Origin of the sequence: Raineya orbicola (assembly GCF_002843425.1) — a bacterium.
Classification (GTDB): Bacteria; Bacteroidota; Bacteroidia; order Cytophagales; family Thermonemataceae; genus Raineya; species Raineya orbicola.
This window is the reverse complement of the sequence record NZ_NKXO01000011.1, coordinates 36,492-59,580: the sequence shown is the minus strand read 5'-3', so window position 1 is coordinate 59,580 and position 23,089 is coordinate 36,492. Positions and strand designations below refer to the sequence as shown.

Annotated in this window: 19 protein-coding genes; 13 read left to right on the top strand and 6 right to left on the bottom strand. The window is 39.3% G+C overall.

All coding sequences use genetic code 11. The features are described 5' to 3' along the window. The first annotated feature begins 10 nt into the window (after positions 1-10). Positions 11-1,060, top strand: coding sequence for a response regulator (locus Rain11_RS04595; protein ID WP_101358165.1), 1,050 nt, complete (start codon positions 11-13; stop codon positions 1,058-1,060). A gap of 53 nt (positions 1,061-1,113) precedes the next feature. On the opposite strand, the gene Rain11_RS04590 is transcribed toward Rain11_RS04595, so the two are convergent. Then, positions 1,114-1,701, bottom strand: coding sequence for a VWA domain-containing protein (locus tag Rain11_RS04590; protein ID WP_101358164.1), 588 nt, complete (start codon positions 1,699-1,701; stop codon positions 1,114-1,116). 121 nt (positions 1,702-1,822) lie between these two features. Continuing rightward, complete coding sequence (ileS, locus tag Rain11_RS04585; RefSeq protein WP_101358163.1) at positions 1,823-5,239, bottom strand: isoleucine--tRNA ligase; 3,417 nt, start codon at positions 5,237-5,239, stop codon at positions 1,823-1,825. Between the two features lie 189 nt (positions 5,240-5,428). Here ileS and Rain11_RS04580 point away from each other — a divergent pair, with 189 nt between their 5' ends. Together Rain11_RS04580 and Rain11_RS04575 are read left to right on the top strand one after the other, a co-directional pair. Continuing rightward, positions 5,429-6,031, top strand: a complete 603-nt coding sequence (locus Rain11_RS04580; protein WP_101358162.1) for a DUF937 domain-containing protein — start codon at positions 5,429-5,431, stop codon at positions 6,029-6,031. Between the two features lie 140 nt (positions 6,032-6,171). Further along, positions 6,172-6,927, top strand: a complete 756-nt coding sequence (locus Rain11_RS04575) for a polysaccharide biosynthesis/export family protein (protein ID WP_165778078.1) — start codon at positions 6,172-6,174, stop codon at positions 6,925-6,927. Here Rain11_RS04575 and ruvX read toward each other — a convergent pair. Further along, positions 6,916-7,335 carry a Holliday junction resolvase RuvX gene (ruvX, locus tag Rain11_RS04570; protein WP_101358160.1) on the bottom strand — a complete coding sequence of 140 codons (420 nt, stop codon included), beginning with the start codon at positions 7,333-7,335 and terminating at the stop codon, positions 6,916-6,918. The two genes, Rain11_RS04575 and ruvX, sit on opposite strands and share 12 nt — an antisense overlap. 124 nt (positions 7,336-7,459) lie before the next feature. On the opposite strand from ruvX, the gene Rain11_RS04565 reads away from it, so the two are divergent. From Rain11_RS04565 to Rain11_RS04545, 5 genes are all read left to right on the top strand, one after another. After that, positions 7,460-7,780, top strand: a complete 321-nt coding sequence (locus Rain11_RS04565) for a hypothetical protein (RefSeq protein WP_101358159.1) — start codon at positions 7,460-7,462, stop codon at positions 7,778-7,780. 75 nt (positions 7,781-7,855) lie between these two features. Beyond that, on the top strand, positions 7,856-8,395 hold the full coding sequence (locus Rain11_RS04560) for a YceD family protein (protein ID WP_133121506.1): 540 nt from the start codon (positions 7,856-7,858) through the stop codon (positions 8,393-8,395). An 18-nt stretch (positions 8,396-8,413) separates the two neighbouring features. Further along, a complete protein-coding gene (gene rpmF, locus Rain11_RS04555; RefSeq protein WP_101358157.1) occupies positions 8,414-8,605 on the top strand; it encodes a 50S ribosomal protein L32 in 192 nt (63 codons plus the stop codon). Between the two features lie 32 nt (positions 8,606-8,637). Beyond that, entirely contained in the window at positions 8,638-9,576 is a 939-nt protein-coding gene (gene plsX, locus Rain11_RS04550; protein ID WP_101358156.1) for a phosphate acyltransferase PlsX, read from the top strand. A 12-nt stretch (positions 9,577-9,588) separates the two neighbouring features. Then, a complete protein-coding gene (locus Rain11_RS04545) occupies positions 9,589-10,584 on the top strand; it encodes a beta-ketoacyl-ACP synthase III (RefSeq protein ID WP_101358155.1) in 996 nt (331 codons plus the stop codon). Here Rain11_RS04545 and Rain11_RS04540 read toward each other — a convergent pair. Further along, positions 10,569-10,934 carry an MmcQ/YjbR family DNA-binding protein gene (locus tag Rain11_RS04540; RefSeq protein ID WP_101358154.1) on the bottom strand — a complete coding sequence of 122 codons (366 nt, stop codon included), beginning with the start codon at positions 10,932-10,934 and terminating at the stop codon, positions 10,569-10,571. The two genes, Rain11_RS04545 and Rain11_RS04540, sit on opposite strands and share 16 nt — an antisense overlap. 8 nt (positions 10,935-10,942) lie before the next feature. Continuing rightward, complete coding sequence (locus tag Rain11_RS04535) at positions 10,943-11,476, bottom strand: GNAT family N-acetyltransferase (RefSeq protein WP_101358153.1); 534 nt, start codon at positions 11,474-11,476, stop codon at positions 10,943-10,945. A 70-nt stretch (positions 11,477-11,546) separates the two neighbouring features. On the opposite strand from Rain11_RS04535, the gene cdd reads away from it, so the two are divergent. Together cdd and Rain11_RS04525 are read left to right on the top strand one after the other, a co-directional pair. Beyond that, positions 11,547-12,038: a cytidine deaminase gene (cdd, locus tag Rain11_RS04530; protein WP_101358152.1), complete on the top strand. Its 492-nt coding sequence runs from the start codon at positions 11,547-11,549 to the stop codon at positions 12,036-12,038. Positions 12,039-12,128: 90 nt separating this feature from the next. Continuing rightward, positions 12,129-15,629, top strand: coding sequence for a methylmalonyl-CoA mutase family protein (locus tag Rain11_RS04525; RefSeq protein ID WP_101358151.1), 3,501 nt, complete (start codon positions 12,129-12,131; stop codon positions 15,627-15,629). Positions 15,630-15,727: 98 nt separating this feature from the next. Here the strand turns inward: Rain11_RS04525 and Rain11_RS04520 are convergent, their stop codons facing one another. After that, positions 15,728-18,799, bottom strand: coding sequence for a M16 family metallopeptidase (locus tag Rain11_RS04520; protein WP_101358150.1), 3,072 nt, complete (start codon positions 18,797-18,799; stop codon positions 15,728-15,730). 131 nt (positions 18,800-18,930) lie between these two features. Here Rain11_RS04520 and Rain11_RS04515 point away from each other — a divergent pair, with 131 nt between their 5' ends. The 3 genes from Rain11_RS04515 to mnmE all read left to right on the top strand — a co-directional run bounded on the left by Rain11_RS04515 (position 18,931) and on the right by mnmE (position 23,088). Beyond that, positions 18,931-20,187, top strand: a complete 1,257-nt coding sequence (locus tag Rain11_RS04515; RefSeq protein ID WP_101358149.1) for an aspartyl protease family protein — start codon at positions 18,931-18,933, stop codon at positions 20,185-20,187. Between the two features lie 142 nt (positions 20,188-20,329). Further along, a complete protein-coding gene (locus tag Rain11_RS04510) occupies positions 20,330-21,697 on the top strand; it encodes an MATE family efflux transporter (RefSeq protein WP_101358148.1) in 1,368 nt (455 codons plus the stop codon). Positions 21,698-21,714: 17 nt separating this feature from the next. After that, a complete protein-coding gene (gene mnmE, locus Rain11_RS04505) occupies positions 21,715-23,088 on the top strand; it encodes a tRNA uridine-5-carboxymethylaminomethyl(34) synthesis GTPase MnmE (RefSeq protein ID WP_101358184.1) in 1,374 nt (457 codons plus the stop codon). Position 23,089: the final 1 nt, after the last annotated feature.

Here is a 23,089-nt window from a genome sequence, read left to right as displayed (position 1 = left end):
CCCTTTCGCTATGGCTACTAAAACCATTCTTTTGATAGAAGATAACGAAGAAATTCGTGAAAATACTGCAGAAATGTTAGAATTAGCGGGCTATCGGGTGCAAACTGCTGAAAATGGAAAAGTAGGAGTTGAGAAAGCTCTTGCCGAAAAGCCCGATTTGGTAATTTGCGATATTATGATGCCCGTAATGGACGGGTATGGCGTTTTGCAAATTTTTATGCACAACTCCGAACTTTCTCCTATTCCATTTATATTTCTTACCGCCAAAACAGAACGCTCTGATATTCGCAAAGGTATGGAAATGGGAGCAGATGATTATCTGACCAAGCCCTTTTCGGAAGCAGAGCTTTTGGGAGCAGTAGAAAGCCGCTTGAAGCGTAATGAAAATCTGAAAAAAAATACTACTACCGAAGCTGAGTTTGAGGCTTTCTGGAACGAAGCCAAAGCTGATGCCGAATTGCAATCGCTTGTTTCGGATAGAAAAATTTTTCATTTTAAGAAAAAGCAAATTATTTATGCCGAAGGCAATGAGGCAAACAAATTGTACTATGTGCAGAAAGGTAAAATAAAGACTTACCAAACCACTGCTGATGGAAAAGAGTTTATTACGGCTATTTTTGGCGAAGGAGAATTTTTTGGCTATATTCCTGTATTAGAAGATACACTGCACACTGATACCGCCGAAACATTGGAGGAGAGTGATTTAGTAGCTATTCCTAAAAATGAATTTCTGACCATTTTGCATAAAAAACAAAGTGTTGCACAAAAGTTTATACGTATGCTTGCAGGGGCAGTAGCCGAGAAAGAAAAATTCCTAACCTCAATGGCGTACAATTCTTTACGCAAGCGTATTGCCGAAACTTTGGTAATGCTTAACGAAAAATACAAAAATCAGGCGGGAATGTACATTTCTCGTGATAATTTGGCTTCGGTAGTAGGTACAGCAACCGAATCACTTATTCGTACATTGAGCGATTTCAAGCAAGAAGGCTTGATTGAAATTCAGGAAGGAAAAATTATTTTGAAAAACCCACAGAAATTAGCCAATCTCAAATATTAGCTCACGTAAGCGACAACATCATACAATGCTGTCGCTTTACTAAAATGCTTGCTTTAATCAGCAAAGGCTTTTTCAAAGATTTGCGAGAGAGAATACTCTTCCATTTCTTCCAAAGTAACGGTATCTACAATATCCAGAGCCGCACCTGCTTTGGTGAGGTCGTCGTCGAGAGTTTTAAGAAAATCAGTAGCGGCAGGGTCAGTACCTACTTGAATAAAAGAGATAGCCAGTTCGCTCCTATCCTTAATTTTGTGCGACATTTTGGCTATTGCTTGAGCAACCGTTTCACGATTATCAGGCTCGCCATCAGTAACAACTAATACCAATTCAGGTTCGGTACTGCCTTTGGCTTTTCGTTCAGATATTTGCTTGAATAAATCTTCCAATACCTCGCCTAATTCTGTACCACCTCCGGGTTCATTTTCTTCATAGATTTCTGTAACTTTGGCAGCGGTTACTTTTTCATATTTTTTGAAACGCCCCGCAAACATATACAAAGTCATTCCTTCGGGGTCTTTTTGTTCGGCTTTGTAGGCAAGAGCTGTGATAGCTTCCTTGCAAGCCTCCCAGCGAGAACGTCCATTTTTTTGGTCGCGTATGGTCATTGAGCCACTTTTATCCAGTATAAGCGTACATTTCATAAATTTTATGCAAAAGTTTGACTTGCTATTTTATGCAAAACATTTGAAACCACCAAAAAAACCTATTTATTTGCTTGTAAATTTTTCAAAAATATATTGATTTTCAATGTTTTACAAACAATTATGCTTTACTTACTACTACTTTTACTTTTAATTCATCAATTTCTACTTCATCAGCACTGCCATTGAGAGTGGAGGCTAAACCGAAAGCAACAGCTTGTACTTCGCCTGCGATATAGTCTTTGTGTTTTTCAAGGGCTGTATCAATTTCAGCGGTACTGCGTTCAATAAGTACTTGAATTTTATCAGCTACTTCTAAATTTTTTTCCTTTCGTAGATTTTGCAAACGATTGACCATTTCGCGAGCAATGCCTTCGTAACGCAATTCTTCTGTAACCGTAATGTCCAGAGCTATCGTAAGCCCCTTTTCACTGAGTACCGACCAGCCCGCTATTTCGCTTGCTTCAATGATTACATCTTCCATTGTGAGCGTAATAAAGCCATCAGAAATTTGAGCTTCGTAAAGTCCTTCACGCTCCAAGCGGTTTATATCGGCTTGGCTAAAATTTTGAATAATGCTCGCAACTTCCTTCATTTTAGCCTTGTAAATTTCGCCCAAACGCTTGAAATTCGGTTTGATTTTCTTCACAAGCACCCCCGAAGTGTCATCAACAAATTCAATAGTCTTAATATTAACTTCGGTCTTGATAAGTTCGGTTACCTCATTGATTTGCTCTTTGAGCTTTGGATTTAGCACAGGAATAAGGATACGGCTCAAAGGCTGACGCACCTTGATTTTTTCTTTTTTACGCAAAGCGTGTGTGAGCGAACAGATGTGCTGAGCCAATTCCATTTTTTGCTCTAAATCTTTATCTATGAGATTTTCATTCGCTTTTTGCCAGTTTGTTAGATGCACAGAAACCTCATTGCCCAAGTGCAAAGGACTTGTCAGATTTCTATACAAGAAATCGGCGTAAAAAGGAGCAATGGGCGACATCATTTGCGAAACTACTTTCAAACACTCAAAAAGTGTTTCGTAGGCGGCTTGCTTGTCGGCAGTCATTTCACCTACCCAAAAACGCTTCCGAGAAAGTCGTACATACCAATTAGAAAGGTGTTCTGTAACAAAATCGCTGATAGCACGAGCGGCTTTTGTAGGCTCATAGTCTTCGTAAGCCTTTTCTACTTCTAAAATAGTGGTTTGAAGTTTGGAAATAATCCATTTATCAAGTTCAGAGGCATTTTGAGGGAGTTCAAAATTTTGTTTTTTAGGAATAAATTTATCCAGATTGGCATAAAGAGCAAAGAAATTGTAAGTATTGTGTAAAGTACCGAAAAACTTGTTTCTTACTTCAATGACACCATCTAAATCAAATTTTAAGTTATCCCAAGGGTTGGCATTTTCCACCATATACCAACGCACTGTATCGGCACCGTATTTTTCAAGGGTTTCAAAAGGATTGATAACATTCCCCTTGGATTTGGACATTTTTTCGCCATTCTTATCCAAAACCAAACCTGTGGAAACTACATTTTTGAAAGCAACGCTATCAAAAAGCATCACGGCAAGAGCGTGAAGGGTAAAAAACCAGCCACGAGTTTGGTCAACGCCTTCGGAAATAAAATCGGCGGGGAATTGCTTCACCCCTTGCCCTTCTCCCAAAGAGAGAGAAGAAAAAGGATAATGCCACTGAGCATAAGGCATAGCACCGCTATCAAACCAAACATCAATCAAATCTGGCTCACGATACATTTTATCGCCTTTTTCCGAAACTAAAATAATTCTATCTACATAAGGGCGGTGTAAATCAGGTAGTTCTGTGGGTTGTTGCAAGCCTAAAATTTGATTGGCTTTTTCTATTTCTGCTTTTAATTCAGCAAGCGAGCCAATACATTTTTCTTCACTGCCGTCTTCGGTTCGCCAAATGGGTAGCGGCGTTCCCCAGTAGCGTGAGCGTGATAAGTTCCAGTCCACTAAGTTTTCCAACCAACTGCCAAAACGTCCTGTTCCTGTACTTTCGGGCTTCCAGTTAATAGTTTTATTAAGTTCCACCATTCGCTCTTTGAGAGCCGTAGTACGGATAAACCAGCTATCCAAAGGATAGTACAAAACAGGCTTGCCTGTACGCCAGCAGTGCGGATAGCTGTGCAAATACTTTTCTACTTTGAAGGCTTTATTTTCTTCTTTAAGAATGATTGAAATAATTACATCAGTGGATTTGTAATTTTCTTGCTTTTCATCTTCGGAAAGATAATTTTTTACGTAAAAATCATTTTCTCCGAACTCTTTATGCGTTTTGATATTATACTTTTTGATACCTTCGGCTAAATGTTTGCCTACCTCTTTTACAAATTTTCCTTTTTTATCCACAAGGGGCGAAGGTTTGCCGTTTTCATCAAGCACCAACACCGAAGGCACGCCATTGGCTTTACAAACACGGAAGTCATCAGCACCAAATACCGAAGCCGTATGCACTACGCCTGTACCATCTTCGGTAGTAACGAAATCGCCTGCAATAACACGGAAAGCATTTTTCTGTAATTCTTCATTGCTTACATAAGGCATAAGTTGCTCGTAGCGAATTTCCAGAAGGTGTTTGCCCTGAAATTCTTTCGCAATTTCAAAAGGAATGAGTTTATCACCTGCTTTGTAGTCGGAAAGTTTGAGTTCTTTGGCTTTATCAGAAAAATATTTAGGCAATAAATCTTTGGCTAAAATCACTGAAATGGGTTTGTGCGTGTAAGGGTTAAAGGTTTTAATTTTGACATAGGTAATTTCTTCGCCCACAGCCAAAGCACAATTGGAAGGGAGTGTCCAAGGGGTGGTTGTCCAAGCTAAAATTCTTACATCTTCATTTTCGTCTTCAAATAAGAATGCAGATTTTTCATTCAGAATAACTTTGAATTGAGCAACGATAGATGTATCAGAGACATCTTGGTAAGTGCCAGGGTAGTTGAGTTCGTGAGAACTTAAACCCGTACCTGCCGCAGGCGAATAAGGCTGAACCGTGTAGCCTTTGTAAAGCAAGCCTTTTTCGTAAAGTTTTTTGAGTAAATACCAAAGTGTTTCAATGTAATTATTTTCATAAGTAATGTAAGGATTTTCTAAATCTACCCAATAGCCCATTTTTTCGGTAAGGTCATTCCATTGGTCAGTGTACATCATTACGGTTTCACGGCACTTTTGGTTGTACTCTTCAATGGAAATCTTTATACCAATGTCTTCTTTGGTAATGCCTAAAGATTTTTCTACTTGTAATTCTACGGGCAAGCCGTGCGTATCCCAACCACCTTTGCGTTCTACACGAAAACCTTTGAGGGTTTTATAGCGGCAAAAAATATCTTTAATGGTGCGAGCCATTACGTGATGAATACCGGGCGTGCCATTTGCCGAAGGAGGACCTTCATAGAAAACAAATTCGGTAGCTTTTTCTCGTTGAGAAATGGATTTTTCAAAAATTTTATTTTCTTTCCAAAATTTAAGTACCTCTTGGGCTACTTCGGCGTAATGTAAATTTTTGTGTTCGGGATACAACATAACCTATTCAATTTAACTTTCAGAGCTGATTGGGAGGGCAAAGTTAGGAAAAAATTGTAAATCTGCAAATTGCAATTTTGTTTCTCTCCAAGAAATCCTCTCGCACTTTCAATTTTTTTGATATGTTTTGGTTTTTTCATTTAAAATTTCTATTTTGTGGAAGTTTGGCAAAGAAAATCAAGAAATCTAATGGAAAATCTATTTCAAAGCTTAACAGGGCTGTTGCAGGGCGATACGCTCAAAAATATGGCTCAACAATTTGGTGTAAATGAAGAGGCTGTGCAAAAGGTAGTTGCAATGGGCTTACCTATGATTCTTGGCGGTTTGAACAAAAACGTTCAGCAAGAAGAAGGGGCAAAATCTTTGGATAAAGCTCTTGAAAAACACGATGGAAACCTTCTGAATAATATTACTTCTGCACTGACCAGCAATTCTCAAAATATTATCCAAGACGGAATGAAAATTTTGGGACACGTGTTAGGTAATACTCAACAAAATGCCCAAAATCAAATCAGTAAAAGTGCGGGCGTAGGTATGGAAACCGTAGGCAATATTCTTGCCGCCGTTGCTCCCATAGTGTTGGAATTCTTGGGACAGCAGAAAAAACAACAAGGCTTAGATGTAAAAGGAGTAATTAATATCGTAAATACCACAACACAACAAGTTCCCCAGCAAGAAATGAGCTTTATCCAAAAATTTTTAGATAGGGACGGCAGTGTATTAGATGATGTTATGGATATTGGCTCCAAATTTATGAGCAGTTTTTTCAGCAATAAAAACGAGAAAAAGTAAAATCTTTTCACTTAAATTCTTAAATTGCCAACAAATTCTGAAAATGAGTTTGTTGGCTTTTTTATGAAGTTATGAGAGTTTTTCCGTTACTACTTTTGGCAGTTATCCTAACGTCTTGTCGGCTTTATAATCAAAATATTATGTTCAAGGCAAATGGCGACCTTATTTACGATAAAGTACTACTCGCCAAAATGAATGCCGAAGATAATTACCGCATTAAACCTTTTGATAGATTGGTTTTTCGCCTTTATAGCAACCAAGGGCAACTTATTCAGTATATTGGAGCTTTGGAAGGTGTAAATCCGCCCGACCCCAGTACGGGCATTGGCAACCCTAATTTACTAAACCAACAGCAGCAACAGCAAACCCTCAATAATCCTGTAAATTTTACAGCCTATACCGTACAAGTAGATGGAAGCGTATATCTGCCTGTGGTGGGAGCAGTGCCTTTGGAAGGACTTACGGCTCGCCAAGCCGATAGCTTACTTTCTGTAAAATATGCGGTTTTATACAAAAATTGCTTTGTCCGAACGCAATTTCTCAATAAAAGGGTGATTGTTTTTAAGGGGGCAAAAGGTGAAGTAGTGCCATTGCTCAATGAAAACACTACACTTGTGGAAATTTTAGCCCAGACAGGAGGTATGCCCAACGATACGCGTGCTACCAATATTCGCCTGATACGTGGCGATTTGAAAAACCCGAATGTTTTTGTGATAGACCTTTCTACTGTGGAAGGAATGAGAAGAGTAAATCTGCAACTTCAGCCCGATGATATTATTTATGTAGAGCCTATTCGTAAAACTTTCTTGGAAGCGATTAGTGATGCTTCACCTGTGATTAGTCTTGTTACAAGTATGACAACTTTCGTGCTGACAATATTTTTGTTATCGCGTTAGTTTGCGTTGTTCTAAGAAATCTTGCAAAATAATGGTTGCACTGATTTTATCCAAATTGCCTGATTCTTTGCGGCGGTCTTTCTTTTTACTGCCTGCAGAAAGCATTGTTTGCATAGCCATTTTGCTTGTGAAACTTTCATCTACAAAAAAAATCGGTATTTGAGGAAATTTGCTTTGTACTTTGCTAACAAAACCCTCTATGGCAAGTGTTCTTTCGTTTTGAATGGAGGCATTGGGTTTGCCAATCACAAAAGCCTCAACGGGTTCTTTTTGCAAATACTTTTCTAAAAAATCAAAGATTTCGCTTGTGGATACGGTTTCCAAAGCGGTAGCAATGATTTGCTCGTTATCTGTAACGGCAAGCCCTACACGTTTTGAACCATAATCTATGGCAAGGACTCGGGGCATAAAGTTTAGATTTGAATGTTTGCAATATGAGCTTGAAATTAAAATTTTTGATAAGTTTTTACAAAAAATTAGAGGATAAGTTATTTTTTTTTGTAGCTTTCGCCTGAAAAATAATCCTTTTTTTATGGAAGAATTAGTAAAAAAGCTCGTTGCTGAGGCAGGCATTACAGAAGAGCAAGCCAAAAAGGCTTTAGAAGTATTCAAAAAGGAAGCTCAACAGGAAGGTTTTATGGAAAAACTGGGTGATTGGGCTGAGGGTGCGAAAGAGAAATTGGGAGATTTTGCCGAAGATGCCAAAGAAAAATTAGAAGACTTGGCAGAAGAGGCAGGAGAAGCTCTTGGTAAAGCCAAAAATTTTGTTGCTGGCGTATGGAACAAAATGACAGGTAGCGAAGAGAAAGAAAAGAAACAAGCCGAGGAGAAAAAGGAAGAAGAGAAAAAATAAAAATTTTCAAAAAAGTTTTTTACTTTGCCGAAAAATCTCTAATTTTGCGTCCTTAATTAGAGAAAGGTGGGTATTTTGCAGGAATATACCGTTGAAATTGCCAAACTTCAAAATAAGGATTATCATTATACTTGGAGTGGGAACAGAGCTTTTTTTGAGTTTTTTGAAGAGTCTTTGGTGCAGAACGGCAACTTTGAGGTAAAAATGAAACTGCGGAAATCCGATGCTTTATTGCAGTTGGATTTTGATATTCAGGGGAATCTGGAGCTTGTATGCGATAGAAGTTTGGATATATTTTCATATCCTTTTCAAACACAGGGCAAACAAGTCTTGCAGTTTTCCGACCACAACGAAGTACTTGATGATGAGTTTGAACTTATTGCCAAAGGTACGCCGCAAATCAATGTTGCTCAATACATCTACGAGCTAATTATGCTCGCCGTACCAATGAAAAAACTTCACCCACGTTACCAAGAAAAAAGTAACGAAGGGGATATCAAGTTGGTGTATAGCAGTGAAGAAAAAGAATTAAAAAAAGAAACAGAAGAGAAAAACGCAGAAATAGACCCTCGTTGGGCAGAACTTAAAAAACTTTTAGAGAATAAAAAATCATAAACCCAAAATCTTACGACTATGCCACATCCTAAGCGAAAAATATCAAAAACTCGCCGAGATAAGCGTAGAACACACTACAAAATTACGGCTGTGCCTCTTACTACCTGCCAAGAAACAGGTGAAGTTCACGTAATGCACCGTGCTTACGTTGTAGATGGCAATTTATACTATAATGGCAAATTGATGATTGAAGGCTACGAAAAAGTGTAAATTTTTTCACCTTTAATGCTTAAAGTAGCCTTATGAAAATTGCCATTGATGCAATGGGAGGCGATTTTGCCCCCCAAGCTACCGTAGAAGGTGCTGTACTGGCGGCAAAAAAGTTTTCAGATGCTCAAATCCTGCTAATAGGCAAGCAAGATGAAGTTCAAGCCTTGCTAAATGGGTATGGTATTGCATCTAATAATCTGCAAATTATTCACGCCGATGAGGTAATTGAAATGGGCGAACACCCCACCAAAGCCCTGCAACAGAAGCAAAAATCCAGCATTGCGGTAGGTTTTTATCTCTTGCAAAATCAAAAAGTAGATGCCTTTTGCGGTGCAGGAAATACGGGAGCGATGATGGTAGGGGCATTGTTTAGTGTTAAGGCTATTGAAGGAGTTTTTCGTCCGCCCATTATTAGTCACGTACCCCAACTGAATGGCAAAACAGCAGTTATTTTAGATGTTGGAGCTAATACCGACTGCAAACCCGAAGTACTTGCACAATTTGCTATTTTGGGAAAAATCTACGCCGAAAATGTTTTGCAGATAGCCAGTCCTCGTGTAGCTCTGATGAATGTAGGCGAAGAGGAAGGGAAAGGTAATTTGCAAGTAAAAGAAGCCTACAATCTTATCAAAGAAAACAAACAGCTGAATTTTACAGGCAACGTAGAAGGTAGAGATATTTTCTTTGATAAGGCTGATGTAATAGTTTGTGATGGTTTTGTGGGTAATGTTATTCTCAAAATGGCAGAATCTTTTTATGATATTGCTCAAAAACAACAAATCAACGATAGTTTCCTCAATCAACTCAATTACGAAGCCATTGGTGGAAGTCCTATTTTGGGCTTGAATGGAAATGTGGTGATTGGACACGGCATCTCTTCGGCTTTGGCTATTCAGAATATGATAGGCATAGCCAAAAAAATGGCAGAAAGCCGGGTTCATTTGAAAATCAAAAATGCTTTTCACGCTTAATACACGTATGCTATGCAAATAAGAGCCGCTATTACAGGAATTGCTACTTATGTTCCTGATGATGTACTCACCAATCAAGATTTAGAAAAAATGGTAGATACCACTGATGCGTGGATAACAGAAAGAACAGGTATCAAAGAAAGACACATCTTGAAAGGCGAAGGATTAGGAACTTCTTATATGGGGGCAAAAGCAGTTCAGGCTCTTTTAGAAAAAACAGGCACTCACCCCGATGAAATAGAATTACTTATCTGTGCTACGGCTACTGCTGACTTTGTTTTTCCCGCTACTGCCAATCTCATTGCTAACGAAGTAGGCATCAAAAAAGCCTTTCATTACGATGTAATGGCGGCTTGCTCGGGTTTTATTTACGCTTTGCATACAGCATCTAAATTCATAGAGACAGGCACTTACAAAAAAGTGATTGTAGTAGGGGCGGATAAGATGTCTTCTATTATTGATTATACAGATAGAGCCACTTGTATTATTTTTGGAGATGGAGCAGGAGCTGTTTTGCTTGAACCTACCACCGAGTATTTGGGCATTATTGATGCTTGGATGCGTTCTGATGGGGCAGGTTGGGTACATTTGCACCAGAAAGCAGGCGGTAGTCGCAGACCGCCTACCCACGAAACCGTAGAAAAACGTGAGCATTTTGTTTATCAAGAAGGGGCAATAGTTTTCAAACATGCCGTACAAGGTATGGCAGAGGCTTGCCTCAATGTAATGGAAAGAAACAACTTACAATCGTCTGATATAGATTGGCTAGTGCCGCACCAAGCCAACAAACGCATCATTGATTCCACTTATCAAAGAATGGGGCTTCCTGCCGAAAAAGTAATGCTTAATATTCACAAATACGGCAATACTACCAATGCCACCATTCCTTTGTGCCTTACCGATTACGAAAGCCAACTTCGTAAAGGGCAAAACCTTATCTTTGCCGCTTTTGGGGGAGGCTTTACTTGGGGAGCTATCTACCTCAAATGGGCTTACGACCCTGTATAGCCAAGTATTTCTGTCTTAACTTTTTTGGGTAATTGTGCAACTACCAAATCGTAGGAGTCATCAATCCATTGCCAAAGGAGCTTTTTCGGAATACCTGCTTTCAGTATTATAGTGTTCCAATGTTTTTTATTCATATGATAACCAGGCAAAACGAAATCGTACTCTTCTCGTAAGGTAAGAGCTTTGCTTGGCTCGCACTTGAGATTTACGGATAATATCTCTTCGGCAATATTGCAAAGAGCAAACATTTTTCCATAAACCTTGAAGACCAAAGTTACTTCATCAAAAGGGAATTCTTCGGTTACGCATTTTTTGGCAAGGCAGTAATTGCGTAGTTCTTCAATATCCATAAGGAAAATTATTGCAATCTTGGTAGAACTTTTGCCATAATCCATTCATCTTCGCAAATTTTATCGCCCATTATAAAAATCCAATCACCGATTTTCTGAAAGCCAAATTTTTCATAAAAACGAATAGCTTGCTCGTTTTTACTCCATACACCGAGCCAAAGTACATCAAAATTTTCATTTTGAGCAACTTGCAGGGCAATTTTCATTAGTTCCGAGCCGATTTTTAGCCTGTGGGCAAAAGCAAAAAGATATAATTTTTCAATTTGCAGAAAATTTTTTCCCAAATGTATGTATTTGTCAGGAATTGCGTTACGAATAATTTTGAGGTATCCGCAGGGTTTTTCTTCCCAAAAGGCTATCCAAAAAGAAATATCAGGATTTAGCAGAGCATTCTGAAAATGAGAAATTTGCATATTTTGCTGAATGTAGGCTTCTACAAGTTCTTTGCCATCAATGGGTATCCATTTTTCACGGAAAGTTTCTTGGGCAAGATACAATAGAGTAGGCAAATCTTTGGGGGTTGCTTGCCAAATAGTGAGCATTTTCAGATTTTTTGTAATAAATTGACAAAAATTTAGTTACTTCAAGAGCAAATTTAACTTTTTAGGTAAAATGAGCAAAACGAGAGAATTTAGTTTTCGGTATGAGGTTTATGAAAATGAAGCAGAACTTTCGGAAATAGAACGCATTTTGCTTGCCAAAGCGAAAGCTATCAACGAAAAAGCCTATGCTCCTTATTCTAATTTTTGGGTGTCTGCGTGTTTATACTTAACAAATGGCGAGTTTGTAGAGGGCATAAATCAGGAAAATGCGGCGTATCCTTCGGGCTTGTGTGCCGAAAGAGTAGCACTTTTTCGGGCAGGGGTGCAGTTTCCTGATGTACAGATAGAAAAAATAATGATTATGGCACGATTCAAAGAGGCTGTATGGCAGTATGTTTCGCCTTGTGGTGCTTGCAGGCAAGTAATGATGGAGTTTGAGGAAAAACAAGGTAAAAATATAGAAGTCTTGCTTTACACAGGAACAAGTATCATAAAAATTTTTGCAGTAAAAGACCTTCTACCTTTTCATTTTGAAAAAGAAATCTTACTAAAAAATTCGTAGAAAAACTTTTCTGGTTTTCGTACAAAATCCTCTAAATTTTGTTATATTTGCTACAATGGTTTCTTGAAAATTCACGCAAATCTGAAAATTATGCAACAAGTTGCCCCTTATAAGCCTAAAAATCATATCCGTATTGTTACGGCGGCTTCACTTTTTGATGGACACGATGCCGCTATCAATATAATGAGACGCATTATGCAAAGCACAGGAGCCGAGGTGATTCATTTAGGACACAACCGCTCCGTAGCCGAAATTGTAGATTGTGCTATCCAAGAAGATGCCCAAGCCATTGCTATTACGAGCTATCAAGGCGGACACGTGGAGTTTTTCAAATATGCTTACGATTTGCTCAAACAAAAAGGAGCGGGACATATACGCATTTTCGGAGGAGGTGGAGGTACTATTTTGCCCTCTGAAATTGAGGAATTACACGCTTACGGCATTACTCGTATCTATCACCCCGACGACGGCAGAGCTATGGGCTTGCAAGGTATGATTAACGATGTGCTTCAAAAATGCGATTTTTCTACTTTTAATCTGTATAAAACTACGAGTAGTGGAGGAAATGTCGCTTCTGCCGCCGCTCAGCCCCAAGAAGATTTACAAACGCTTTTGCAAATGGCAAGTGAAAAAAGTCATTTAGCTATTGGCAGACTTATTTCAGTGGCAGAAAATTTCCCTGAAACTTATCAAGAAATTAAAGACCAAATTCTGAAAGGGCAATCTAAAAAAATTCCTGTTTTGGGTATCACAGGTACAGGCGGGGCTGGTAAATCGTCTATGATTGATGAAATCGTAAGGCGTTTTGTATTGGATTTTGAGGATAAAACCATAGCCGTAATTTCCGTAGACCCTTCTAAACGCAAATCAGGGGGGGCTTTGCTTGGCGACCGTATCCGTATGAACTCTATTCATCACCCACGCGTGTATATGCGAAGCCTTGCTACACGTCAGAGCAATTTGGCTTTGAGCAGATACGTGCAAGATGCTATTGATATTTGCAAATTTGCAGGTTTTGATATGATTATCGTAGAAACATCGGGTATTGGGCAATCGGATACAGAAATTGTAGAACACTCTGATGTTTCTTTGTATGTAATGACTTCCGAATATGGTGCCGCCACACAGCTTGAAAAAATTGATATGCTGGATTTTGCTGATGTAATTGCCATCAATAAATTTGATAAACGTGGCTCTTTGGACGCCCTGCGTGATGTGCGTAAGCAATATAAACGAAACAAAGGACTTTGGGATACACCTGATGAAAAATTACCTATTTTCGGAACTATTGCAAGCCAATTCAACGACCCAGGCACCAATGTTTTGTACCGAAACATAATGGATAAAATTGTAGAGAAAACAGGCGTTACGGCTTTACAATCCGACTTTGAAATTACTGAGAAAATGTCGGAAAAAGTCTATATTATTCCGCCTGAAAGGGTACGTTATTTAGCTGAAATCTGCGAAACTAGCGAAAATTATGATAAGTTCGTAAGAGAGCAAACTGCTATTGCTCGTCAGATGTACCAACTCAAAGGCACGATTGATATGCTTCGTGCTGAAATTGGCAAAAAGGTGATTGAAATCAAGGAGCAAAGTGAAGATTTGGTGTATGTGATTGAGCATATTCAAGGTGAGCCTGATTACCTCAAAGACCTCATCAACAAATACAATGAGCTTGAAAAAAAATTAGACCCTGAATGTAAGGCGATGCTCAAAGATTGGGAGGCTACCAAAAAACGTTACAAAGCCGAAAAATATCAGTTTCAGGTACGCGATAAAATCATAGAGCAAGACTTGTATCATACTTCACTTTCAGGGACGAAAGTGCCAAAAGTAGCTTTGCCCAAATACGAAGATTGGGGCGATATTCTCAAATGGTTGCTAACCGAAAATGCACCCGGCTTTTTCCCTTATGCCAGCGGGGTATTTCCGCTCAAACGTGAAGGCGAAGACCCTACACGTATGTTTGCAGGCGAGGGCGGTCCTGAAAGGACTAACAAGCGTTTTCATTACGTTTCCAAAGGCTTGCCTGCGAAAAGGCTTTCTACCGCCTTTGATAGCGTAACACTTTACGGCGAAAACCCTGACCACCGCCCCGATATTTATGGCAAAATTGGCAATTCAGGCGTGAGTGTCTGCACGCTTGATGACGCCAAAAAGTTATATTCAGGTTTTAATCTTTGCCACCCTGCCACATCGGTTTCAATGACTATCAACGGACCTGCCCCGATGATTCTCGCTTTTTTTATGAATACTGCCATAGATCAGCAGTGCGAACTTTATATCAAAAAGAACGGCTTGGAAGCAGAAGTACAGGCAAAAATTGATGAAATCTATAAAAACCTTAATGTACCTCGTCCTACCTACAACGGCGTTCTACCCGAAGGAAACGATGGCTTGGGGCTGATGCTTTTAGGTGTAGCGGGCGACCAAGTCTTACCCAAAGAAGTTTATGAAAAAATAAAAGCTGAAACGCTTTCCGTAGTACGTGGAACGGTGCAAGCCGATATTCTCAAAGAAGACCAAGCCCAAAATACTTGCATTTTTTCCACAGAATTTGCCTTGCGAATGATGGGCGATATTCAGCAGTATTTCATTGACCACAAAGTACGCAATTTTTATTCGGTTTCTATTTCGGGTTATCATATTGCCGAAGCAGGAGCTAATCCTATCACGCAATTGGCTCTCACGCTTTCTAATGGCTTTACTTTTGTAGAGTATTATTTAAGTCGTGGAATGCACATTGATGACTTTGCCCCCAATTTCTCTTTCTTTTTCTCCAATGGTATGGACCCCGAGTATTCGGTTTTAGGACGTGTAGCAAGACGCATTTGGGCGAAGGCTATCAAATACAAATACGGAGGCAACGAAAGAAGTCAGAAACTCAAATATCATATTCAAACTTCAGGACGTAGCTTGCACGCACAAGAGATTGCTTTCAACGATATTCGCACTACTTTGCAGGCTTTGTATGCTATTTACGATAATTGTAACTCCCTGCACACCAACGCTTACGACGAAGCCATCACTACACCTACCGAAGAGAGTGTAAGGCGTGCTATGGCAATTCAGATGATTATTAACCACGAATTAGGGCTTGCTAAAAATGAAAATCCTTTACAGGGTTCTTTTATTATAGAAGAACTCACTGACCTTGTAGAGCAAGCTGTTTTGAATGAGTTTAGAGCTATTTCGGAGCGTGGTGGGGTACTGGGTGCAATGGAGCGAATGTATCAGCGTAGCAAGGTACAAGAGGAAAGTATGTATTACGAAATGAAAAAACACACAGGCGAATTGCCTATTATTGGGGTAAATACTTTTTTAGACCCCAATGGCTCACCAACCATTGTACCCGCCGAAGTGATACGCTCTACTACCGAAGAAAAAGAATATCAAATAGCTATGCGTGATGCTTTCCACAAGCGAAATGCCCAAAAAGCCCCTGAAATGCTCAAATATTTGCAAAAAGTTTCGGTGGAAAATGGTAATATTTTTGAGGCTCTTATGGAAACAGCAAAATATTGCAGTTTAGGGCAAATGTCAAAAGCCTTGTACGAAGTAGGCGGACAATATAGGAGAAATATGTAAGAGTTCAGAAATGGCTCAACTTGAATAGGACTTAGAAATAAAAGCTCTCGCAAATTGTATAAAAAATGCCCACATCGGTAAAATGTGGGCATTGAATTTTACTGCGTAGCTTCAGCATCTTTGGCTTTCTTTTTCTTGCGGTCTTTCTTTTTCTTTTTACCTTTTTGAGCCGCCGCCTCGGCTTCGGCTTTTGCCTTTTCAGCTTCTAAGCGAGCTTTTTCGGCTTCTGCTTTGGCTTTTTCAGCTTCCAAGCGAGCTTTTTCGGCTTCTGCTTTGGCGAGGTCTTCTACCAAAACTTTACCATTTACATCTAATTCTGTAATCTGATAGCCCAAACGCATCAGTCCTTTGCCAACAACGTTTTTATCGCCTACTACCACAATAGCCATATTGTTGTAAGGCAAATATTTTTTTGCCAACGCATCAATTTCCGATTTACTGATGTTTTTCAAGATTTCATTTTGTTTTTCAGTAAAGTTTGTAGGCAGATTGTAAGTAAGAATACGATTTAAGAAAGAGGCTTTTTGGAAAGAAGTTTCATAACGCAAAGCCTCTGATTGCCCGATAGAGGATTTGGTGAAGGCAAGTTCTTTTTCAGTAATACCACTTTCGGCGTAATTACGAATTTCTTTCATAAACTCAAATACGGCACTATCGGTAGCTTGAATTTTGATACCGCCGCTGGCTGTGTATCGCATATCGTAGTCGCCTGCTATAAACGAAGACCTTGCTCCATAAGTCCAGCCCTTATCTTCACGCAAATTCAGATTGATACGGCTATTGAAAGCCCCGCCCAAAATATAGTTCATCAAACTGATTTTGTACGATTCGCCCAAAGCATCAAACTTAACAGCAGGTGTTACGTAGCCAATACGAATTTCAGATTGAGCCGATTTGGGCTTATCAATAAGGTAAATTTGCGTTTTGGCAATAGGCTGAATAGGCTCGGGAGTATATTTGAAGCGGAAACCTTGACGAGCCTCAGGCGTATCATCGGCGGGTGTGCCTTTGCCAACTTTTCCCAAGAATGCCAGTTTAGGCAAAATCTCTTTGTCGGTAATATCGCCTACGATAACCAAATTTCCACTCACTTTACCCGGTTTCAGGTTTGCCATTTCGTGTAAATAGCGAACATCATCAAGAGTGATTTTTTCGTAGGTTTCAATAGTTCCTGCGTTGTCGTAAGCTCTAATTTCTTTGAAGCCGTGCAAAAGTTTGCCATATACATCAGAGGCGATAAAAGTGGCTTGTGTTTGGCGATTTTTGAGAGCTTGTAAATTTTGTTTTTTGATACGCTCAAAATCTTCATTGGTAAATTTGGAGCGATAGAGACGCTCTTCAAAAAGTTTCAGCGTTTTGTCTAAATTCTTTTTGAGACATTGTACCCTAAATTCCAAACCTTCATCACCTACGCCTACTGAAATAGAACTACCGAGTTTTTCAAGTTCTTGGCTGAATTGTTCGGCGGTGTAGTTTTCAGTGCCTTCGTTCATCATATCCTCCAAAAGGTCAGCAGTACCTGCTTTTTCAGGATACAAATTCAGATGACCGCCCTTTTTCAGGCTCAAAAGCAATGTAACCGTAGGGATTTCGTTGTTTTGTGTTCCTAAAATTTGAATACCGCTATTGAGTTCAGAACGCCATACTTTGGGAACTTTCACCACCGGATTAGGACCGGGAGCAGGTTTTTTGCTTCTGTCAAAATTATCTTTGGGTTTGTTGTATTTCAGCCCTGCATAGCCGTAATCAGGAGCTACATAGCCCGATTTATCAATGGTATAATTATCTTCTGCGGCAATGAGGTTTCTTTGTCCTTTGGGGTAGTAGCTTAAAATAACAGCGGGTTTGCCTTTGATGTACTGGTTATAAACACGAATAACATCTTCTTTTTTCAAACTACGAATTCTTTTAAGCTCTTCTGTAATGTAATTGGCATTACCCGTAAAAGTTTGATAAGCGGCGAGCAAACTTGCTTTTCCTGAAACGCTTGAAAGACGATTGACGAAATTTGCTTCTTGTTTAGCAACAAATTTTTTGACATCATCGTCAGTTACGCCTCTTTTTTCAAATTCGGCGATAGCTTCACGAAGCATTTTTTCCATTTCGGCTAAATTTTTGCCTTGCGAAGGTATAACCTGAAAAGAAAATTCGCCTGCAAGTTCGCTGGTGCTATTGAATGTAGAGGCTTGCAGAGCTTGTTGGGTTTTTACCATTTTTTGGTAAAGAATAGAATTTTTCCCTTGTCCAAGAATTTCAGCAAGGCAATCCAAAGCAGTTTCATCAGCAGAATAGGCTTGAGGTACAGGGAAAACCATAGCTAAAAGGGGAAAGCGAATGTAATTATCTTCAAAAGAAACGTAGCGGTCTTTGTCTAACTTGGCAAGCATTGGAGGCATATTTTTTACTTCGGGTCCGCGAGGGATAGAACCGAAATATTTTTCTACTAATTTTACCACTTCTTTTGGATTTACATCACCTGCCACGGTCAGAACGGCGTTGTTAGGTCCATACCAACGCAAAAAGAAATTTTTGAGGTCATTCACATCAACTCTATCCAAATCTTCTACATAGCCAATAGTAAGCCAAGAGTAGGGGTGTCCGTAAGGATAAAGATTTTTTGCAACATTTTCCTGTACTAATCCGTAGGGTCGGTTATCGTAGTTTTGCCCACGTTCATTTTTTACGGTGGCTCTTTGAACTTCAAACTTTTTCTGTGTAACGGCATCCAGCAAGAAACCCATACGGTCGGCTTCTAGCCAAAGAGCTACTTCCAACTGATTGGCAGGCAGAGTTTCAAAGTAGTTGGTGCGGTCGCGATTGGTAGTTCCGTTGAGTGTGCCTCCTGCTTCGGTAACAATTTTGAAATGTTCTTCATCAGCAACATTATCCGAACCCTGGAACATCATATGCTCAAAGAAGTGAGCAAACCCCGATTTCTTGATTTCTTCCCGTGCCGAACCTACGTGATACGTTACATCTACGTGTACGATAGGGTCTGAATGGTCTTCGTGGATAATGAGTGTCAGCCCATTAGGCAATACGTACTTTTCGTAAGGGATAACGATTTCATTTCCTTTTTTGGTTACCTTCTGCACCAATTTGGCTTGCCCCATAGCCCAAAAAGCCACAAGCAAACCTAACGCAGAGAAAATAAGTTTTTTGCGTAGCATATAGATAAAGTTTTGGTTTTATAGAAAACGTTTGCAAAGCTAAAAAATTATTGCTAAAATGTAATTTTTTCGTAGAAAAATACATTTTTTAACAAGAAAGAATTACAGGCGTTAAGTATAAAAATTTTCCAATGTACTTTCATAAAGCTATTGGGATTGTATTTTATTTTTTGTTTTTTACTGCTTTTTCGCAAGAGATGAGCAGTGGATTCAAATTTGCTAAACTCAACCGAAAATTTACTCGTATCTCTTTTCAACTTGCCAACAATCTCATTGTTGTACCTTTATTTCTCAACGAAAAAGCCGATACGCTTAATTTTGTATTAGATACAGGAGTGGGGACTACCATTTTTATTGATAGCACCTTTTTGCAAACTATGCAAGCGGATACCTCAAATCTGCGAAAGGTGATTGTAAAAGGTGGGGGTATTGGAGAAATTATTACAAGTTACCTTGTTCCCAAACAGCACTTACAGATAGGAAGTTTAGTAGCTTCCCAGCAAAATGTTTTGGTTTGCTCACAGACCTTACACTATATTTCTACCTATGCAGGTATGCGTATTTGCGGGATTGTGGGTTATGATTTTTTCAGAAACTTGGTGGTAAAAATTGATTATATCAGAAAAGAACTGCTTATCTACGAGCCGCAATATTTTACAGAAAAAATTTTGCCGAAATGCAAACCTTCGCAAATTCATAAAATTACTTTGCAACGCCAGAAACCTTACATTTGGGCTTCCTACGTAAATGAAAGCAACGATACTATTCCTTTGCGATTGCTCATAGATACAGGAGCAGGGCATTCGGTTTCTTTGGATATAGGTACCCGAAAGGGAATTGAGCTACCCAAAAAGCACATTCAAAGTAATTTGGGAGTGGCTGTTAATGGAGTAGTTTTGGGTAAAATAGCACGAATTAAACAACTGCAAATCGGGAAATTCTCTTGGCTCAACGTACTTACAACCTTCCCTGATAGCTCTTTGGTAGCTTTTCGTGATGAGGGGGTAAGTCGTAATGGTAGTATTGGAATGGGCATTTTAGAGCGTTTTGATGTTACACTAAACTACCCACAGCAGTTTTGCATTTTTTCGCCTAACCTGAAATATAATAAAGGTTTTGATATAGGTTTTTCGGGTTTGGAACTAATTTCACAGGGAAAGTTTTACCGAGAATATAAAATTGTGGCTATTCACCCGCTTTCCGAAGCCCATAGAGCAGGTTTGCAAGTTGGTGATGAAATTTTGGCTATCAACAATCATTTTACTTCTTTGCTTAATATTTCGCAAGTTTATGAACTTATAGATGCCAAAGAACAAACCCTGAATTTACTGATTCGCAGAGCGGGCAAATTGCAGGTAGTATCTTTCAGAACCAAACGTATAATTTAGTATATTTTGACCAAAATACGGCTAAATTTTTGCAATTTTGTAAAAAAACTTACAAATTTACCAACTTGTAAAAATTTTCAAAAACTCATTAAACCAACAAAGTAGCAACTCAATCTAATCAGAGGCTTAAACCTTCGCTTTTATGCGTATTCGCTTTTTTATTCGCTTGTATTGGCGAGAGATTGTAAAGATGTTACGGCTTAGTTCACCGATTATTGTGGCACAAATCAGCAGTGTGCTTATGGGCGTAACGGATAATATTATGGTCGGAAAACTGCGTGATGATGCCCCTTTGGCAGCAGCGGCGATTGCTAATATCATTTTTATATTGGTGGCTTGTTTGGGAATAGGGGTTTTTGCAACTATTTCGCCACTCGTGGCTAAAGCCAAAAGTTCGGGTAGAGGTCAGGAGTGTGGATTATATCTTTTTGCAGGAATGAAACTTTCTATTAGTTTAGGCTTTTTGCTTACCCTTTTACTGCTTGTTATTAGTTGGAACTTTCACTGGTTTGGGCAAAAAGAGAACGTAGAAAGTTTGGCAAAGAGCTATTTGCAAGTAATAGCTTTTTCAATGTTTCCGATGATGTTTTTTTTGGCTGTGAAGCATTTTAGCGATGGTTTGGGCGTAACAATGCCCGCAATGGTAATCACGGTAGTGGGACTTTTGGTGAATGTTTTTTTTAATTGGGTGCTTATTTATGGCAGATTAGGCTTTGCTGAAATGGGTTTGTATGGTTCGGGGCTTTCTACGCTGATTGCACGGGTAGTAATGGCTTGCTTGATGATAGTGTATGTGCTGGAATCTAATTTTTTTCTTTCCTTTTTGCCTAATATTCTCGCAGGAAACTCTACCAAAACGCAAACTTCACAAATTTTAAAATTAGGTATTCCAAGCGGTTTGCAGTACTTTTTTGAAACAGGCGTGTTTGTATTTTGTACGGTGGCATCGGGTTGGTTGGCGGTGGAGGCTCTTGCCGCTCACGGCATTATTTTGAGCATAGCTACCATTACGTATATGATTGCGGCGGGGGTTTCGTTTGCGGGGGCTATTTCGGTTGGGGGAGCTTTGGGCATTGGTAGTCGTGAGCGGGTAATGCGTTCGGGTATGGCTTCCATACTTTTGGTAAGCCTTCTTATGCTTTTTTGTTCTCTGATTTTGCAAGGATTTGGCGAAAATATCATTGCTCTTTACAAAAACAACAGCCTTGCAGTTATGGAAATAGCGAAAGGGCTGCTTTTCATATTCATATTTTACCTGCTTGCTGATGGTGTGCAAGCCGTAGGGGTTGGTATTTTGCGAGGCATAGGAGATGTCAATATTCCTACAATGATAACCCTTTTTGCTTACTGGATAGTGGGCATTCCTGCGAGCTTTTATTTGGGCAAATATACCGATTTGGGCGTAAAGGGAATATGGTTGGGGCTTACTTTGGGGCTTATTACTTCGGCGGTACTCCTTACAGGACGTTTTTTCTACCTTACGCGTAAAGAAAAATTGAAATTTGCGTAAATTTGCCCCAAAAACGAATGCTTACACATACACTTAGCGATACGATTGTAGCTCCTGCAAGCCCTGCGGGGGTAGGTGCTATTGCAGTAATTCGGGTTTCAGGAAAAAATGCCATAGAAATTACCAATGAAATTTTTTCAGGCAAAGATTTAACCCAAGTTCCTTCGCATACCATTCATTTTGGAACAATCAGAAGTGAAAAAGGTGAAATTATTGATGAGGTATTAGTGAGTGTTTTCCACGAGCCTAATTCCTTTACCAAAGAAAATAGCACTGAAATTTCTTGCCACGGTTCGCCTTATATTGTAGAGCAAATCTTAAAACGCTTGCTTTCCAAAGGGGCAAGAATGGCAGAGGCAGGCGAATTTACCAAAAGGGCTTTCTTGAATGGTAGATTTGACCTTGCCCAAGCCGAAGCCGTTGCCGATTTGATAGCTTCTACCTCACAAGCCTCTCATCAGGTCGCTATGAAACAGATGCGGGGTGGATTTTCGCAGAAAATCAAAGAGTTACGTAGTGAGCTTATTCGTTTTGCGGCACTTGTGGAATTAGAGCTTGACTTTGCCGAAGAAGATGTAGAATTTGCCAACCGAGCAGAGCTAAAAAGTTTTCTTCAAAATGTTACGCAATACGTAAATGAGCTTTTGCAATCTTTTGCTTGGGGGAATGTGCTGAAAAATGGCATTCCAACGGCTATTGTGGGCAAGCCTAATGCAGGAAAATCTACTTTGCTCAATACGCTTTTGCAAGAGGAAAAAGCTATAGTTTCGGATATTGCAGGCACAACACGCGATATTATTGAAGATGAAATCGTTTTGGACGGCATTCGTTTTCGTTTCATTGATACAGCGGGTTTGCGTGAAACGCAAGATACTATTGAAGCCATTGGCGTAGAGCGTGCCAAGCAAAAAATGCAGGAAGCCTCTCTGATTTTATACCTTGTGGATAGCTCAGAAATGAGCGAAAATCTTGACTTTTTGCAAAAAGAACTGCAAAATCTGCAAAAGCCTTATTTTATTTTATTCAACAAAACAGATAAACTTTCTGCTGAAAAAATTGCTGAATTGGAAAAAACACTTAATGCCTTGTGTATTTCTGCCAAAGAACAAAAAGGGATAGAAAAACTGAAAAAAAACCTCATTGAGCTTGTCAAGAAGCAAAAAATAAGTCATTCGGATATTGTTATCAGCAATGTAAGACATTACGATGCCCTTGCCAAAACGTATCAGTCCTTGCAAAAAGTTTTGGCTGATATTGAAACAGCGATTACAACCGATTTGCTGGCGGCGGATATTCGTGAGGCTATTCGGTATTTGGGGGAAATTATTGGCGAAGTAACAAGCGAAGACTTACTGGATTACATTTTTTCAAAATTTTGTATCGGGAAATAAT